Origin of the sequence: Bradyrhizobium sp. HKCCYLRH1030 (genome assembly GCF_051168395.1) — a bacterium.
GTDB lineage: Bacteria > Pseudomonadota > Alphaproteobacteria > Rhizobiales > Xanthobacteraceae > Bradyrhizobium.
In genome coordinates, this window is record NZ_JBNPUY010000010.1 from 197,799 (window position 1) to 215,234 (window position 17,436).

The 17,436-nt window shown below is 64.9% G+C and carries 15 protein-coding genes; 3 read left to right on the forward strand and 12 right to left on the reverse strand.

Annotated elements, in window-relative coordinates:
* Position 1 precedes the first annotated feature (1 nt).
* The 10 genes from ACQR1E_RS26870 to ACQR1E_RS26915 form a co-directional block, all read right to left on the reverse strand.
* Complete coding sequence (locus ACQR1E_RS26870; RefSeq protein ID WP_316166883.1) at positions 2–910, reverse strand: hypothetical protein; 909 nt, start codon at positions 908–910, stop codon at positions 2–4.
* Between the two features lie 223 nt (positions 911–1,133).
* The gene (locus ACQR1E_RS26875; protein WP_315717559.1) at positions 1,134–1,418 is read right to left on the reverse strand and encodes a cupin domain-containing protein; all 285 of its coding nucleotides are present in this window, start codon (positions 1,416–1,418) and stop codon (positions 1,134–1,136) included.
* Positions 1,419–1,433: 15 nt separating this feature from the next.
* Positions 1,434–2,531, reverse strand: a complete 1,098-nt coding sequence (locus ACQR1E_RS26880) for a calcium:proton antiporter (protein WP_315810575.1) — start codon at positions 2,529–2,531, stop codon at positions 1,434–1,436.
* A 115-nt stretch (positions 2,532–2,646) separates the two neighbouring features.
* The gene (locus ACQR1E_RS26885) at positions 2,647–3,984 is read right to left on the reverse strand and encodes a sodium:proton antiporter (protein ID WP_434897816.1); all 1,338 of its coding nucleotides are present in this window, start codon (positions 3,982–3,984) and stop codon (positions 2,647–2,649) included.
* 103 nt (positions 3,985–4,087) lie between these two features.
* Entirely contained in the window at positions 4,088–4,888 is an 801-nt protein-coding gene (locus ACQR1E_RS26890; protein WP_434897789.1) for an alpha/beta hydrolase, read from the reverse strand.
* A gap of 18 nt (positions 4,889–4,906) precedes the next feature.
* Entirely contained in the window at positions 4,907–6,304 is a 1,398-nt protein-coding gene (locus ACQR1E_RS26895; protein WP_315717562.1) for an NAD(P)(+) transhydrogenase (Re/Si-specific) subunit beta, read from the reverse strand.
* Positions 6,305–6,349: 45 nt separating this feature from the next.
* On the reverse strand, positions 6,350–6,667 hold the full coding sequence (locus tag ACQR1E_RS26900; RefSeq protein WP_315717563.1) for a proton-translocating transhydrogenase family protein: 318 nt from the start codon (positions 6,665–6,667) through the stop codon (positions 6,350–6,352).
* An 11-nt stretch (positions 6,668–6,678) separates the two neighbouring features.
* Positions 6,679–7,806 carry a Re/Si-specific NAD(P)(+) transhydrogenase subunit alpha gene (locus tag ACQR1E_RS26905; protein ID WP_315717564.1) on the reverse strand — a complete coding sequence of 376 codons (1,128 nt, stop codon included), beginning with the start codon at positions 7,804–7,806 and terminating at the stop codon, positions 6,679–6,681.
* Between the two features lie 140 nt (positions 7,807–7,946).
* Positions 7,947–8,099 (reverse strand): aa3-type cytochrome c oxidase subunit IV, encoded by a 153-nt coding sequence (locus ACQR1E_RS26910; RefSeq protein ID WP_316175050.1) that lies wholly within the window; start codon positions 8,097–8,099, stop codon positions 7,947–7,949.
* A 206-nt stretch (positions 8,100–8,305) separates the two neighbouring features.
* Positions 8,306–10,288, reverse strand: a complete 1,983-nt coding sequence (locus tag ACQR1E_RS26915; protein WP_434897790.1) for a M3 family oligoendopeptidase — start codon at positions 10,286–10,288, stop codon at positions 8,306–8,308.
* Positions 10,289–10,408: 120 nt separating this feature from the next.
* Between ACQR1E_RS26915 and ACQR1E_RS26920 the strand changes: the two genes are divergently transcribed.
* The 3 genes from ACQR1E_RS26920 to ACQR1E_RS26930 all read left to right on the forward strand — a co-directional run bounded on the left by ACQR1E_RS26920 (position 10,409) and on the right by ACQR1E_RS26930 (position 16,273).
* Positions 10,409–11,902, forward strand: coding sequence for a sigma-54-dependent transcriptional regulator (locus tag ACQR1E_RS26920; protein WP_434897791.1), 1,494 nt, complete (start codon positions 10,409–10,411; stop codon positions 11,900–11,902).
* Between the two features lie 386 nt (positions 11,903–12,288).
* On the forward strand, positions 12,289–14,346 hold the full coding sequence (locus ACQR1E_RS26925) for a L,D-transpeptidase family protein (RefSeq protein WP_315826750.1): 2,058 nt from the start codon (positions 12,289–12,291) through the stop codon (positions 14,344–14,346).
* A gap of 271 nt (positions 14,347–14,617) precedes the next feature.
* A complete protein-coding gene (locus ACQR1E_RS26930; RefSeq protein ID WP_316175051.1) occupies positions 14,618–16,273 on the forward strand; it encodes a DUF882 domain-containing protein in 1,656 nt (551 codons plus the stop codon).
* Positions 16,274–16,441: 168 nt separating this feature from the next.
* Here the strand turns inward: ACQR1E_RS26930 and ACQR1E_RS26935 are convergent, their stop codons facing one another.
* Both ACQR1E_RS26935 and ACQR1E_RS26940 read right to left on the reverse strand, forming a co-directional pair.
* Entirely contained in the window at positions 16,442–16,717 is a 276-nt protein-coding gene (locus tag ACQR1E_RS26935; protein WP_008961835.1) for a DUF2312 domain-containing protein, read from the reverse strand.
* 290 nt (positions 16,718–17,007) lie between these two features.
* Positions 17,008–17,310 carry a DUF1244 domain-containing protein gene (locus ACQR1E_RS26940; protein WP_315717569.1) on the reverse strand — a complete coding sequence of 101 codons (303 nt, stop codon included), beginning with the start codon at positions 17,308–17,310 and terminating at the stop codon, positions 17,008–17,010.
* Between the last annotated feature and the right edge of the window lie 126 nt (positions 17,311–17,436).

Sequence of the window (17,436 nt, forward strand, 5' to 3'; positions counted from 1 at the left end):
GCTATTTCGGCAACACCGAGTGGAACACCGATTTGGCTGCGGACATCATGTCCTGCGCCACGTTGGACATCTGGTCCTTGATCGATGGATCAGTCTTGTCGGCGCGCAGGTCGAGCGGACGCAACTGCTGGACAGGGATCTCCGCCGGAGGCGTCGGGCGCCCGTCCGGCTGCAATGATCCCGTGTAGGGCGGGCTCGAGGCCGACGGCAAGGCAAAGCCCTGCTCGACCGGTGGCGCAGACACCGTCACGGGAGGCGGCAGCGGACGGACCGGCGACACCGGTGGCGCGACGGTCGCGATGCGCGGCGCCTCGCCAGCGCCCCGGGGTGCGTCGCTCGACGGCTTCTCGACAGCCGTCTTGCCGGTACCTTCGCTCGCGCGCAACCGCTCGATCGCCGCGCGGGCGAGATCAGCGGCATCCCGGCGATCTTCCTGCTGGGTCGCTGGGGCCTCGGCCGGAGTACCGCGCGCAATCAGCTTTTCCCGCGGCGACGCGGGATGGCGCGAGGCCTGCGGATCGGCCGGGAGGCTCGCCGTTTCGGCCGGCTTCACTTCGACTGCCTTCTCTGCAGCCTTGTCGGCCAGCGACTTCTCGGACACGCCCTTGGCCTTGATGCCGGGAGCGGGAATGCTCGAGATCTCGTTCGACGTTTCCGCCGGCTTGGCGTCAGACTTGGGATCGGCCTTCGCTTCCAGCTTGGCAGGGTCGGTCCCCTTGCCCGTGGATTTCGGAGCGTCGCTCTTTGAGCCGGTGAGCTTGGCGTAGGCAGCCGACGCCACCGACGCCACGGTCGATGGCGGCGAGTCCGGCTTGGTGTTGATGTAGTGATTGACGATGTAGGCCCCGATGATGGTGGCAACCACCGACGGGATGATCTCCATGGCGAACTTTGTGAGATATTTCAGCATGCTGACCACTCCCGCGCGGTATTTGCGGGAACTTTGAGGCACAATTAAGGGACCATCCCACACCTTCCGAAGCTCGCAGACTGCACTCCGCGCAGACGCGACCGCCGAAAAGTCGTTTCCTGAAATCCTTTGAAACCGGAGCCAGCAATCCGAGGGTGTTGCCACAGCTTCCGGATCGCCGGCTCAAGATACCACAATCAGCGGCATCCCGGTAAACAATTGGTTACGGCTTCAATTCAACTTCGAGGAAAACGATCTCGGAACCGGTCTCGTTCAGCACATCGTGTTCGACACCGGCCTTTCGGAAATAGGATTTGCCGACCGCGAGCTGCGCCTTCGAGCGCTCGCCGGACGGCGCCACGATCGTCATCTCGCCCGCGGTGACCGGCACGATCACGTAATCCATCTCATGAACGTGGCGCCCCGTGGCACTGCCGGGCAATAGCCGCCACTCCGTGACGCGGACTTCGGGCGTATCGACCTGGACGTCGGACTGAGCGCTGAGCATGGGGGATCTCTTGAATCAGGGGACGAAGAGCAGGAACACGAATATCGCGAACACCACCATGTGCACCAGCCCGAACAGGATGTTCGTCCGTCCGGTGCCGAAGGTCAGCATGCTCAGGACGAAGGTCAGGACCAGCAGCACTGTTCCCTGCGGGTCCAGCCCGAGGACGAGCTGCCTGTCGAGCACATGGGCGGCGACCGCCACTGCCGGGATGGTCAGCCCTATGGTGGCGAGCGAGGAGCCAAGCGCGAGATTGATGCTCTTCTGAAGGTCGTTGGCGCGGGCGGCCGAGAGGGCGGCGACACTCTCCGGCAGCAGGATCAACAGCGCCACCAGCACGCCTGCGACCGCCTGCGGCGCCCCCGTTGCGGCAACGCCGGCGTCGACCACCAGCGAGAACTTCTTGGCAAGCAGGACCACAGCGAGCAGTGCAACCAGCAGCAGCCCGACACTGAGCAACAGCTTCGCACGCGGCAGCCGGACATCGTCATCGGCGAACCCAGCCGAGCCGCCGACGAAATAATCCCGATGGCGGGTGGTCTGCGTATACAGGAACACCGCGTAGAGCAGGATCGTCACGACGCTGACGAAGGCGATCTGCACGGCAGAATACACCGGACCAGGCGACGTCAAGGTATAATTCGGCAGCACCAGTGTGATGGTTGCCATCGTGAACAGTACGCTGAGATACAGATTGGCACCGGAGACCAGCACGTCCTGCTCGCGATAGCGCAGGCCGCCGATGAAGATGCAGATGCCGGCCAGGCCGTTGCACACGATCATGACGACCGCGAACACGGTGTCGCGGGCCAGCGCGGGCGCAGCCTTGTCGCCGAGCATGATGGTGGCGATCAGCGCGACCTCGATCACCGTCACCGCCAGGGTCAGGAGCAGCGTGCCGAACGGCTCGCCGATCTCATGCGCGATCACCTCGGCATGGTGCACGGCCGCGAACACCGTGCCGAACAGAATCACCAGCAGCACCGCGGCGAAGACCACGCCGGCGGCCGAGGGCGTGAAGTCATAATGCGTCGCCGTGACGATCGCGACGAGCGCGACCGCCAGGCCGGGAAAGATCACCGATGATGCGGGCGTTGCGCCCTTCACGCTCATGATTCGCGTCCTTCGATCCGTTCTGTCCGACTATGCGCGACCGCGAGGCGATCGTCACGCGGTCCGGCCGTGACCGGGTCAACCTAGACGGTCTCTGAAAGTGCCGTCGATCAGGTCAATGCGGGCTGAGCAGCGGATGGATCGGAAGCACGGTCAGCAGCACGAACAGCGGAATGAGGACGGCACCTGCCCGCAGCATGTAGCCGAAGAAACTCGGCATCTTGATGCCGCGCTCAGTGGCGATCGCTGCGACCATGAAGTTCGGCGCATTTCCGATATAGGTCAGCGCGCCCATGTAGACTGCGCCCATCGAGATCGCCGCCAGCGTTCCCGAGAGTTCGCCCATCAGCACCTTGGGATCGCCGCCCGCCAATTCGAAGAACAAGAGATAGGTCGGGGCATTGTCGAGGAAGGCCGACATCAGCCCGGTGAACCAGAAATAGGCGACCTCCCGCGGCGCGCCGGCGGGTGTCGTGACGGCATCCAAGAGCCAGCCGAAAGAGCCACTGCGCCCCGCATTCAGCATGGCGATGACCGGGACGATCGCGGTGAAGATCGCCGCGAACAGTTTGGCGACCTCTCGAATCGGCTCCCAGTTGAACCCGTTCGCCTCGCGGTGCTCGTCCGGCGTCAGCCACAGCGACAGTCCGGCGATCGTCACGAGGACGGCATCGCGCACGAGGTTCTGAAGCTCGACATGCGTGCCGAAGACGTCGAAGGAGATGCCCGGCTTCCAGGTCGCCGATAGCAGCGTATTGGCAACGATCGCGGCGATCAAAACGACATTGATGAGGCCGCGAATGCGCACCGGTTCCTTTGTTACGGACGCTTGCAACGCAAGCTTCTCCGCGCGGAAGCGCCACCAGTCGGTAGCGGCAAAGACGATGAGCAGCAATCCGGCGACGATCGCGGTCTGCAGCCAGAGATGTTGCGTCGTCCAGAAGAAGTCGACACCACGCAGAAAACCGACGAACAGCGGTGGATCGCCGAGCGGGCTCAGTGCACCACCGACATTGGCGGCCAGAATGATGAAGAAGATCAGCACATGCACATTATGCGGCCGGCTCAGATTGGCGCGGATCAGGGGGCGCACCAGGATCATCGCGGCGCCCGTCGTGCCGACGACGCTCGCGATGATCGTGCCGAGTGCCAGGATGGCCGTATTTGTCGCAGGTGTACCTCTGATGTCGCCGGTCACCAGGATGCCGCCGGCCACCGTATAGAGGGCGAACAGCAGCACGATGAAGCTGAGATACTCGGCGAGCAGCGCGTGGACGAAGGCGTCGAGCGCCGTGCCGAGCCCTGCATTCCAGGTCAACGCCGCCAACGTCACCAAGGCCCATGCCGCGGCGATCTTTCCGTAGTGATGATGCCAGAACCTGGCAAACAGCAGCGGCCCGAGCGCGATCGACAACAGCAGTCCCGCGAACGGCAGCGCGAACGGCCAGGTCATCGCGGAGCCGTTCAGCCCGGCCGCATGCGCCTGCACCGGCAGGCTCGCAAAGACAAGGAGCAGGATGGTCCCGCGCAGGGCCGGCCACCGCGATCCACGGACGTTACGGATTGTCGATGAAGCTCTTTGCCGTCTCAGTCGCACCGAAAAGATCCAGGTCGTTATGTCCGCCACCGGGAAACCGTACGAAGCGCTTGGGGTCATGCGCAAGTGCGAACAATCGTTCCCCGAAGCGGATCGAAATCGCCGGATCCCGTTCGCCATGCATGATCAGCAGCGGCACATGCACATTGGCGATGCGCTGGTCGGATTGGAAGCGGTCGCGCATCAGCAGGCTGACCGGGACGACCCTGAGCATCGCGGAGGCGACGTCCACGGTCGACGTATAAGGGGCTTCGAGGATCAACTTGGAGATCGGGTGCTCCGCCGCGATGGCGGTGGCGACACCGCTGCCGAGGGAAAAGCCCCAGGCGACGATCCGTCCCGCCTCGTAGCGCTCTGTCGTGAACGCATAGGCGACTGCGGCATCTTGCAGCAGCCCGGGCTCACTGGGACTGCCGCTGGACCCCGCATAGCCGCGATAGGAAAGCGCAACGAGACCGGTACCGTCGGCCGTGAGCGCCTTGAAGCGCGACGCCACGCCGGCAAGAAAATCGCCATTGCCCGGGAAGTACAGAACGACCTTGCGGCCCGGCTTCGCCGGCACATGCCAGACGATGACCCGCTCGCCATCGGCCGAGGTCAGCACATGCTCCTCAGCCTGAGGAAACCCGGCTGCAGCCGGTGCCGTGCGGCCGACCGGCGGAATGGGAAACAGCATCGCACGCTGGCGGACGAACAGGGTCGCAAGCACGATGCCGTAGACCGCCGCCACGACGATCAGGAGCCATTTCAGAAACGTCATGGCTCCCGACGCCGTGGGCTACATGCCCTTGACGATGTTCTCGGTCATCTTCTTGGCGTCGCCGAGCAGCATCATCGTGTTGTCGCGGTAGAACAGCGGATTGTCGATGCCGGCATAGCCCGAGGCGAGCGAGCGCTTGATGAACATCACGGTGCCGGCCTTCCAGACTTGCAGCACCGGCATGCCGTAGATCGGCGAGGACTTGTCCTCCTCGGCCGCCGGATTGGTGACGTCGTTGGCGCCGATCACGAAGGCGACGTCGGCCTGGGCAAATTCCGAGTTGATGTCCTCGAGCTCGAACACCTCGTCGTAGGGAACGTTGGCTTCGGCGAGCAGCACGTTCATGTGGCCGGGCATGCGGCCCGCGACCGGATGAATCGCGTATTTCACTTCGACGCCTTCCTTCTTCAGCGTGTCGGCCATCTCGCGCAGCGCGTGCTGCGCCTGGGCGACCGCCATGCCGTAGCCGGGGACGATGATCACCTTCGAGGCGTTCTTCATGATGAAGGCCGCGTCGTCGGCCGAGCCGAGCTTGGCCGGCTTCTGCTCGCCTGTCGCTCCGCCGGCCGCGGCGGTCTCGCCGCCGAAGCCGCCGAGGATGACCGAGATGAAGGACCGGTTCATCGCATGGCACATGATGTAGGACAGGATCGCACCGGACGAGCCGACCAGCGCGCCGGTGATGATCAGCGCCGAATTGCCGAGCGTGAAGCCAATGCCGGCCGCGGCCCAGCCCGAGTAGGAGTTCAGCATCGAGATCACGACCGGCATGTCGGCGCCGCCGATCGGGATGATCATGAGCACGCCGAGCGCCAGCGCCAGCAGCGTCACCATCAGAAAGTCGAAGCCGCCGCCGGTCATCACCAGGCGGACCACGAAGAAAACGAGCGCGACCGCGAGCGCAATGTTGATGATGTGGCGCGCCGGCAGGATGATCGGTGCACCGCTCATCCGCGCGGACAGCTTGAGGAAGGCGATGACCGAGCCGGTGAAGGTCAGCGCGCCAATGGCGACGCCGAGCGACATTTCGACCAGGCTCTGCGGATGGATGTTGCCGGGCGTGCCGATGTCGAAGGCTTCCGGCGCGAAGAACGCGCCGGCGGCGACCAGCACCGCGGCCATGCCGACCAGCGAATGGAACGCCGCCACGAGCTCGGGCATCGACGTCATCGGCACCCGGCGCGCAATCACCGCACCGATACCGCCGCCGATCGCAACGCCGAGGATGACGAGCACCCAGGCGATCGCATCCGCCGGCGGATGCCCGGCCAGGGTGGTGGCGACCGCAATCGCCATGCCGGCCATGCCGAAGAAGTTGCCTTGCCGGCTCGAGGCCGGGCTCGACAGCCCGCGAAGAGACAGGATGAACAGCACACCTGCCACGAGATAAAGGAGTGCCGACAGATTGGCGTTCATTGCAGATGCCCCGTTGTGCCTGTCATCCCGCGTCGTGCGGCGTTGTTACCTGGACTTCTTCTTGTACATCGCCAGCATGCGCTGGGTGACGAGGAAGCCGCCGAAGATGTTCACGCAGGCGAAGATCAGCGCGACGAAGCCGAACGCTCGCGCCAGACCGCTGCCGCTCGAGAGCATGGGAACGCCGACCGCCAGCAGCGCGCCGACCACGATCACCGAGGAGATCGCATTGGTCACCGACATCAGCGGCGTGTGCAGGGCCGGCGTCACCGACCACACCACGAAGTAGCCGACGAACACCGCCAGCACGAAGATCGACAGCCGGAAGACGAAGGGGTCGACGGCTTGGACGACATGTTCCATGGCTCTGCTCCTTAGGCCTTCGGCTGGAAGTTCGGGTGGACGATGGCGCCATCCTTTGTCAAAGCCGTGGCCTTGACCAGCTCATCGTCCCAGTTGACCGCCAGTGTCTTTTCCTTCTTGTCGATCATCGTCTCGATGAAGGAGAACAGGTTGCGGGCGTACAGGCCGGAGGCGGACGCTGCGACCCGGCCGGCGAGATTGGGGTAGCCGATGATCTTGACGCCGTCGATCTCGACAGTCTCGCCGAGCTTGACGCCCTCGACATTGCCGCCACGCTCGACCGCGAGGTCGACCAGAACCGAGCCCGGGCGCATCGACTTCACCATCTCCATGGTGACGAGGCGCGGCGCCGGACGGCCGGGAATCAGCGCGGTTGTGATGATGACGTCCTGCTTCTTGATGTGTTCCGCCGTCAGCGCCGCCTGCTTGGCCTGGTACTCCTTGGACATCTCCTTGGCGTAGCCACCGGCCGTCTGCGCGTTCTTGAACTCCTCGTCCTCGACCGCCAGGAATTTGGCGCCGAGGCTCTCCACCTGCTCCTTGGTGGCGGGGCGCACGTCGGTGGCGGAGACCATGGCGCCGAGCCGGCGCGCGGTTGCGATTGCCTGCAGGCCGGCGACGCCGACGCCCATCACGAAGACCTTGGTCGCCGGCACGGTGCCGGCCGCGGTCATCATCATCGGGAAGGCGCGACCGAACGCCTCGGCGCCCTCGATCACGGCACGGTAGCCGGCGAGGTTCGCCTGGCTCGACAGCACGTCCATCACCTGGGCGCGGGTGATGCGCGGCATCAGTTCCATCGCGAACGAGGCAATGCCGGCATCGGCCATCGCCTTGAGCGCGGTATCGTTGCCGTAGGGATCCATGATCGCGAACACCAAGGCGCCACGCCGGTAGTTGGCAAGCTCGGAGGCTTCCGGCCGCTTCACCTTGATGATGATGTCGGCGTCCTTGAGCGCATCGGCGCTCACGGTTGCGCCCGCCGCCGTGAACTCCGAATCCGGCAGGCCGGATTTGATGCCGGCGCCGGGCTCGACCGCGATCTCGGCACCCAACGCCTTGAACTTCTTCACCGTGTCGGGAGAGGCGGCGACCCGCGGCTCCAACGGGTCGATTTCCTTGGCGACGGCAATCTTCATGAGGCCTCCGGCGCGAATGCGCGCGCGAGCTTTAAGAGGGCGGGACGTCCATGGGCTACAGCGTGACGCCTGGTCAGCAATCGGCTTCGGCAGTCAGCTGAAGGCCCGCCAGCGGGGATGCCGGCGGGCCGATCGCGACATTAAGCGAGGAAAATAGCCATCAAGATGACGATGAGAGCGACGCTGATCGTGCCGTACTTCACCAGCCTGATGAAGCCCTCGTAGGTGGCCTCATGCGCCAGATAGTCGTTGCCGTCAGCCGTCGAGTAGGCGATCTCGCCATGGTTTGCCATCGGGGTCCCCCAGAGAAAATATGCTTTGTTAAGGTCGCATACCCCAAAGCCGATGCAAGGGCAACGGCTGGCATGCAAGGCAGTTTTATCACCTTTTCCGATCGCCCTATTGGCAAGGCCAATTATCACGGATCCAGCGCGTCAGGCTGGCCTCGCTGACCTCGCCGGCGCGCCTCTCCGACCCGTTCAACACATGTTATACGCCCCTACCCCATCCGCTCCAGCTCGTCGATCATCCCGGCGATGACCGAGAGACCACCGTCCCAGAACCTGGGGTCCTTGGCGTCCAGGCCGAACGGGGCGAGCAGCTCCGAATAGTGCTTGGTGCCGCCGGCCGCGAGCATCGCCAGATAGCGCTCGGCGAACCCCTCGGCGGCATGCTCGTAGACGGCGTAGAGCGAGTTCACGAGGCAGTCCCCGAAGGCATAGGCGTAGACGTAGAACGGCGAATGGATGAAGTGCGGGATGTACATCCAGAAGTTCTCGTAGCCCGGCTTGATCTCGATCGCCTCGCCGAGGCTCTCGGTCTGCACCGACAGCCAGATCTGTCCCAGCCGCTCCGCGGTCAGTTCGCCGTTCTTGCGCTCGGTGTGGACAGCACGCTCGAACGAATAGAACGCGATCTGCCGCACCACCGTGTTGATCATGTCCTCGACCTTGCCGGCGAGCAGCGCCTGGCGCTGCCTCGCGTCCTTGGTCTCGGACAGCAGGCGCCTGAAGGTCAGCATCTCACCGAACACGCTCGCGGTCTCGGCCAGCGTCAGCGGCGTCGGCGCCATCAACGCACCGTTCTTCGCTGCCAGCACCTGGTGCACGCCATGGCCGAGCTCATGCGCGAGCGTCATGACGTCGCGCGGCTTGCCCTGGTAGTTCATCAACACATAGGGATGCGCCGAGGGCGTGGTCGGATGCGAGAACGCGCCTGGCGCCTTGCCCGGCCGCACCGGCGCATCGATCCAGCTCTGGTCGAAGAAGCGCTGGGCGATGTCGGCCATCTCGGGCGAGAAGCCGCGATACGCCGTCAGAACCATGTTCTTGGCCTCGGGCCAGGCGATGGTGGCATTGGCGGCGAAGGGCAGCGGCGCGTTGCGGTCCCAATGCGCGAGCTTCTTCTTTTTGAACCAGCGCGCCTTGAGCTGATAGTAGCGATGCGACAGCTTCGGATAGGCCGCGCGCACCGAGGCCACCAGCGCATCGACCACCTCGCGCTCGACGCGATTGTTGAGATGGCGCGAATCCGCAACGTCCTGGAAGCCGCGCCAGCGGTCGGAGATGTCCTTGTCCTTGGCGAGCGTATTGGTGATCAGCGCGAACGTTCGCTCATTGGCCTTGAAGGTCTTGGCCAGCGCCTCGGCGGCGGCCTTCCGCTTGGCGCCGTCACGGTCCTGAAGGAAATTCAACGTCGGCTCGATCGCAAGCTCCTTGCCACCGACTTGAAACCGTAGACCGGCGATGGTCTGGTCGAACAGCCGGTTCCAAGCCGAATAGCCGGTCTGCGACTTCTCGTGGAACAGCTGCTCCACGCGATCCTCAAGCTGATACGGCTTGTCCTTGCGCAGATCCTCGATCCACGGCCGGTAGTGACCGAGCGCGGGCGTCTCCATCGCGCGCGCGATCACGGCATCGTCGATGCGGTTAAGCTCGAGCGGAAAGAACAGCAGGTGCGTCGACGCGGCCGTCAGGCGCTCCGAGATGTCGCCGTAGAATTTCGAGATCGCAGGATCGACGCTGTCGCCGGCATGCGCGAGACCCGCGAAGGAGCCGAGCCGTCCGGCGAGGTCGTCGATCGCCTCGTAGCGCCGCACGGCTTCTGCGAGCCATTCGCCACCGTCTTCGCGCGCCACATGCTCGGCAAGCTTGCCCTTGTAGTCGGTCTCAAACGCGACGCATTCGGCATCCATCTTCGCGAGATCGTGAGCGATCTCCGGCGCGTCGATGCCCATATAAAGATCGCCGAGATTCCATTCGGGCAGCGTCCCGATCCCCGTCTTGGCCGCGACCACCTTCTTCGCCGGCTTTGCAGACGATTTGGCCGTCGCGCCACGCTTGGTCTTGGCGGCTGCCTGCTTCGACGGAGTCTTGACGACGGACTTCTTGGCCGGCTTGGCCTTGGCAGTCTTTGACGCGGTTTTGGGCGGAGAAGCAGCTTTGGTCGGCTTGCGAAGGGCAGAAGAGGCGCGCGAGGTCATCGGATGGGTAACCTGTTGTTCGAACGTTTATCCCGATCAGCGAGGTTTAAGGTTGCGTTAATCGGCGTCGGCGAGAGTGCCCCGATTCGAGACAGATAGTCGTAGCGTGCAAGGAAAGCCATGGCTGCCAGCATTTTGATTGCCGATGATGATCCGGTCCAGCGCCGGCTGGTGGAGAACATGGTGCAGAAATGCGGCTACGAGGCGGTCGTCGTCGAGACCGGTGACGCCGTCATCGAGAAGCTGACGAATCCTGATGCCGGCCCCATCGACGCCATCGTGCTCGACCTCGTGATGCCCGGCCTCGACGGCATGGGCGTGCTCTCCAAGATGCGCGAGACGGGGATCTCGATACCCGTGATCGTGCAGACCGCGCATGGCGGCATCGACAACGTGATCTCCGCGATGCGCGCCGGCGCGCAGGATTTCGTCGTCAAGCCGGTCGGCATCGAGCGGCTCCAGGTCTCCCTGCGCAATGCGCTCAATACCTCGGCCCTGAAGGGCGAATTGCAGCGCATCCGGCACAGCCGCGAGGGGCGCCTGACCTTCGCGGACATCATCACCCGCGCCGAGGCGATGGCGCCGATCCTGCGCATCGCGGAGAAGGCCGCGGCTTCGTCGATTCCCGTGCTGATCGAAGGCGAATCGGGCGTCGGCAAGGAGCTGTTCGCCCGCGCGATCCACGGCACCAGCGAGCGCAAGACGAAGCCGTTCGTCGCCGTCAATTGCGGCGCGATCCCGGACAATCTGGTGGAATCGATCCTGTTCGGCCACGAGAAGGGCGCATTCACCGGCGCGACCGAGCGTCACATGGGCAAGTTCGTCGAAGCCCATGGCGGCACGCTGTTCCTCGACGAGGTCTCGGAGCTGCCGCTCACCGCCCAGGTCAAGCTGCTGCGCGCCCTGCAGGAGGGCGCCGTGGAAGCCGTCGGCGGCCGCAAGCCGGTCAAGGTCGACGTGCGCATCATATCGGCGACCAATCGCAGGCTGCTAGACCGCGTCAAGGAAGGCCACTTCCGCGAGGATCTCTTCTACCGGCTGCATGTGCTGCCGCTCACCGTTCCGCCGCTGCGCACCCGCCGCGAGGACATCCCGCATCTGTTGCGGCATTTCCTCGCGCGGTTTGCGGCTGAGGAGAACCGCGCCATTTCGGGCATCACCGGCGAGGCCGTCGCCTATCTGACCAAGCTCGACTGGCCCGGCAATATCCGCCAGCTGGAAAACGCGGTCTACCGCGCCGTCGTCATGGGCGAGAGCGACCAGCTCAGCGTTGCCGATTTTCCGCTGATTCCCACCCACGCGCCGCCGGTGGAGCCTGCGCCGGCCCTCACCGTGGAGCGGCCCGTTCCTCCCCTGCCTGCGATGGTGCCGGGGAGTGAAGTCCCCATTGCCCCCCTGCCCTCGCATGGGTTCCTGCCGCTGCTCACCGCAAGCGGCGAGGTGCGGCCGCTCGAGGAGATGGAGCATGAGATCATCCGTTTCGCCATCGCCCATTACCGCGGCCAGATGTCTGAGGTGGCGCGCCGCCTCAAAATCGGACGCTCGACGCTCTACCGCAAGCTCGACGAAGCCAATGGCGAGACGCCCGCGACGGAAAGCCCGCCGCTTGGCTGAGCCGCTCGGATCCTCACCATGGTCGCGCTCGGCTGTCGTCCGAAAAAGGCCGCAAGTCTTGGCAACACTGGAACATCTGAACCGTTGCCTTGCGGTGACAGACAAAGGAAATAACGCGTGGCACAAGCGCACGATCGGTTTGGCCGGGGTTTCCCAAGAGTCAGTTTGTCGTGAGTTGTCCCGTGTGGCGCTGGCCGCAGAAGTGGGGCTTGAGTATCGTTTGGGCGTGAATCATTGCGTGCAGACGTGAACCATCCTCACCGGCGGTACCGACGCCGAAGCTGGCAGATCGACCTTGTTACACCTGTTCCAGCCGGGACAGATCATCCGAGGGATTGACGATGCGAGATTGTGTGACCACCCGTGGCGGATATGACCGCGTGCTCATGGCTGTCGCGGCGACCTTCCTCGCGGTGTCCTCGACCTCCGCTTTCGCCCAGAGCGATCCGCCCCGCAGCAGCGCGGCCGAGCTTGCCATCGATGCGGCGATCCCGTTCCCCGAGCCGGCCAACGTGCCGCCGCCGACCGCCAGCGACTTCAAACTCGACACCACCGCCACCGTGTCGCCCGACCCGGCCAAGGCGCCGGAGACGACGACCAAGCCGCTCGACTCTGCCGCGGCGCCTGCGGCCGATCCTGCCAAGACCATCGCCACGCCGCCTGCAGCAGCCCCTGCGACCGCGACAGTCCCAGAGCCGGTCAAGGCCGCCAGCACCGTTCCCGCCGCCGATCAGCCGGTTGCCGACCGTCTGCGCGACCTGATGGCGACCAAGGCGACAAGGTATTTCGACCGCAAGGCCGAACGCGCCGCCGTCGAGAAATTCTACACCGGCCGCGACTACGCGCCGATCTGGACCCAGGGCGGCAACCTGACGGCCGCCGCGAAGGGCGTCATCGCCCGTCTCAAGGATGCAGCGGCCGATGGCCTCAATCCCGGCGACTATCCGGTGCCGGACTTCGCGGCCGCAGCCTCCGCACCGGACGCACTGGCGGAGGCCGATCTCAGGCTCACCGAGAGCATGATGGACTACGCCCGCCAGGCGCAGAGCGGCCGCATGCACTGGTCGCAGGTCTCGGCGGACATCCAGTATCCCGAGCACCCGATCGACCCGAACGAGGTGCTGGCCAACGTCACCGGCGCCAAGGACGCCTCCGCGGCGCTGGAGAGCTACAACCCGCCGCACCGGCTCTACAAGCTCTTGAAGGCCAAGCTTGCCGAGCTGCGCGGCGTCACCGACGGCGCGCCCGTCATCATCGACGAAGGCCAGCCGCTGAAATACACCCCGGCCCGCGGCAAGAATGCGCAGGAAGCCGAGGCGCAGATGTCCGACCCGCGCGTGCCCAAGCTGCGCGCCAAGCTCGGTCTCACCGAGAATGCCGACGACATCCGCTACGACGCCAAGGTCGCCGCCGCCGTCCGCAAGTTCCAGGAGAGTGTCGACCTCAAGCCGACCGGGGTGCTCGACGACCGCACCGTGAAGGCGCTGAACACGCCCAAGCGTGACAAGCAGATCGATACGGTCCTCGTCAACATGGAGCGCTGGCGCTGGTTGCCGCGCGACCTCGGCGCGCCTGCGATCGGCGACGCCTATGTGATCCTCAACATTCCCGACTACACGCTGAAGGTGATGCAGCACGGCGCGCAGGTGTGGACCACCCGCGTGGTGACCGGCAAGCCCGGGCAGCATGCGACGCCGCTGCTCAGCGAGACGATGAAGTTCATCACGGTCAATCCGACCTGGAACGTGCCGCCGTCGATCATCTACAACGAGTATCTGCCGGCGCTGCAGCAGGACCCGACCGTGCTGGACCGCATGGGCCTGCGGCTGGAGCGCGCGCGCGACGGCTCGATCCACATCTCGCAGCCGCCGGGCGAGGCCAACGCGCTCGGCCGCATCCGCTTCAACTTCCCGAACAAGTTCCTGGTCTATCAGCACGACACGCCGGACAAGAACCTGTTCGCCCGTGACGAGCGCGCCTTCAGCCACGGCTGCATGCGCGTGCAGTATCCGGATCAGTACGCGTCGGTGCTGCTCAACATCACCATGCCGAACGAGCGCTACACGCCAGAGCGCATCCGCAGCATGTACGGCCGGAGCGAGATCGACCTGAAATTCCCGACGCCGATCCCGGTCAACATCACCTACCAGACCGCCTTCGTCGACGATGCCGGCAAGCTGCAATTCCGCAAGGACATCTATGGCCGCGACGCCACCATGATCGCGATCCTGAAGAACAACCGCGGCAAGGATCTCGAGAACGTCGTCGCCCACGCCCAACCCAGCTACGCGCGTCCGAAGGGGGCGCTGCCGAACTCGGTCAGCCTCAGCGACAACAGCTTCTCCTCCGGCCCGAACTTCTTCGAGCGTCTGTTCGGTGGCGGTGGCCCGCCGACGCCGCCGGCGCCGGTCGGCCGTCCTGCCCGGCGGGTCTTCACCCGCTGATCAGGCCGCCAATCACGGTCACAATTTCCGTTTGGAGATCAAAGGCCTCGCCGATCGGCGGGGCCTTTGCTTTAGGTTAACCACAAGGATCAACCAAGATTCGATGGCTCTTTTTCGCCACACTCAAGAGTATATGTTAAGGGTAATTGGGGGGCGGGCCGGTCAGTATCCCTTAACCATCCCGCCTTAGGTAAGCGTTTCCTCTCTCTTCCGCCGGACGGGCCGCAAGAGGGTAATCGAGTAAACGCTCGTCGACGGGGTGGGCTGCATCTTGCTGTCTGTTTTCGCGCGCCAATCTGTTTCGCTCACGAGGGCGGGTTGGAAGGCTGGATGCCAATGCGGGCTGGCGGCGCTGCTGCTGCTCATCGGCGCCGGCTCGGTGCATGACGCAGCGGCGCTGAATGAAACCCACACCCTCTCCTTCCACCACACCCATTCCGGCGAGGACCTGACGGTCACCTTCAAGCGCGAGGGCCGCTATGACGAAGACGCGCTGAAGAAGCTCAATCACTTCCTCCGCGACTGGCGTACCCAGGACGAGACGGTCATGGACCGCCGCCTGTTCGACATCCTCTGGGAAGTCTATCGCGACGTCGACGCCAAGCAGCCGATCCAGATCATCTCGTCGTACCGGTCGCCCGCCACCAATTCGATGCTGCGCCGTCGCTCGGCGCATTCCGGTGTGGCGCGGCACAGCCAGCACATGCTGGGCCACGCGATGGATTTCTACATTCCCAACGTGCCGCTGGAGCAGATCCGCTTCGCCGGCCTGCGCCTGCAGCGCGGCGGTGTCGGCTTCTATCCGACCTCCGGCTCGCCTTTCGTGCACCTCGACACCGGCAACATCCGGCACTGGCCGCGGATGACGGCTGACCAGCTTGCCCGCGTCTTCCCGGACGGAAAGACCGTTCACGTGCCGAGCAACGGCGTTCCGCTCAAGGGCTATGAGCTGGCGAAGGCCGAGATCGAGAAACGCGGCAATGGCGATGACGCGTCGTCCAGCCGCCCCAACCTGTTTGCACGGCTGTTCCGCGGTCGTCCGAGCGAGGATGACGACGAGTCTGGCGAGAGCGAGAGCAAGGCCGACGCCAAGCCGGTCCAAACCGCGGCACTCGCCGCCAAGCCGGCTGACAAGAGCTCCGACAAGGACAGCCGGACCGCCGAGCGAGCGGTGGACAGCAAAGCCGCCACCGCGCGTGGCAAGATCGCCAATGCGCTGCAGTTGGCCTCCGCGGATGCGCAATCTGCCGCTCACCCCGTGGCGACCAGGCCCGAGACGAAGTCCGAAACGACGGGTGCTGTCGGCAGCAAATCCAGGGACGGCGCGCCGCAGAGCGTCGCCGACATCATCAATTCGCGCGGCTTCTGGGGTGACAATCCTGGGACGCCGAAGCAGGCAACCCCCGAGCAGGTTGCCGCGATCACGGCGCGCCGTGCGCTGTCGTCGATCGATCAGCAACAGACCGCGAGCCTGATGCAGGCCATGGCCTTCGCGCCCCCGGCCTCCTCTCCGCTCGATCGCGCCAATGCCGCCTCCACGACCGCCATCCCGGTGCGAAACTCCCGCCCGGCGACCCGCAGCGTCACGCCGGCGCCGGAGCCCGCCCCGGTGGCCGCGAAGAACGGGCAAGGTCAGGACGGCGCCATCACGATGGCGACGCGAATCTCCGCGGCCAAGGGCCCCGATTCGACCTGGATGCGGGCCATCATGCTGACGCCGAGCGCATCGTCATCGATGTCCGTGACGAAAATGGGCGAGGTCGACCTCACCGTGATGCGCAGCTATTTCGTCAAGCCGCAGGTCGCGCTGGCGATGAGCTTCGCCGCCGAGCCGACGCCGGGACTGAGCTATGACCAGTTCACAGGGCCGGCGATCATCAAGCTCGAAACCAAATCCTTCGCCATGCGCGCCGCAGCCTTGCGCTGACGCCGAGGCGGCCGGCTTCGTCGTTCTCCTCAGCATTGACGCGTTTGGAGTGCGGCGTCGATCGCCGCAGCACGCGCATGCCGCCGGCGCGCCGAGCCGAATCGCGAGAAAGCGAATGCCCCGTCAGGGGCCGGCGGAGGTCTCCTGCTGGTGAGCGAGGCCGGCTGCTCAGATCATTCCGAGCGCCTGCATATAGGTCTCGAGGATGCTTTCCTCTTCCTGGCGCTCGTTCGGGTCCTGCTTGCGCAGCCGGATGATCGTGCGCAGCGCCTTGACGTCGAAGCCATTGCCCTTGCTCTCGGCGTAGACGTCCTTGATGTCTTCGGAGATCGCCTTCTTCTCCTCCTCGAGACGCTCGATCCGCTCGATGATCGACTTGAGCTGGTCTACGGCAAAGCGGGTCGCGGGCGAGTCGTCGTCCTTCGCGGCGGCGGAGGTGGCCATCTGATACTCCTGAGTGGAACTCTGTGTCCAAGGAAGGCGCCAAAGGGCGCTGCGTGTTCGCCGCGAACCCTCAAATCTGGCGTGCCCTGCGTCAAGGCGACATCGACCTCATCCACAGAGCGCCCACATCTTGTTGGCCTGCGCAGCGTCAAGCCCGCGCAAGCCGCCCGCGCCACTTGTGTTTCGTCGCCATCGCGCGCAGCACCCGATTCGCCGTTCGAAGCCCCTGCCAAGTCTGGACTCGCGCGCGCAGGGCAACACAGCGCGTCTCCTGCGCGCTCGTTCCGGATTCAGTGGCCCGGATGCGCCTTCTTGAACGCTTCGTGCTGCTCGGCGCTCGCCTCGCGCTGGTACTTCGCCTTCCATTGCTCGTAGGGCATGCCATAGACCGCCTCGCGGCTCTCGTCCCTGGTCATTGGCGCCCCCTGGGCGTCGGCGGCGTCCTTCAGCCAGTTGGAGAGGCAGTTGCGGCAGAAGCCTGCCAGGTTCATCAGATCGATGTTCTGAACGTCGGTTCTGGTCCGCAGATGCTCGACGAGCCGGCGAAAGGCGGCGGCTTCGAGCTCGGTCCGGGTGGTGCTGTCCATCGTCATCTCTTTGTTCCCTGTTCCGCGCCGTGACGGATGTCTGCTATATAATGAGGCTTCGTCGCAGATTTGGCCATATCGCAGCACCGTCAGGAGGAGCGAGGCGCTGGATCGCAGCGGCTTCGCACGAGA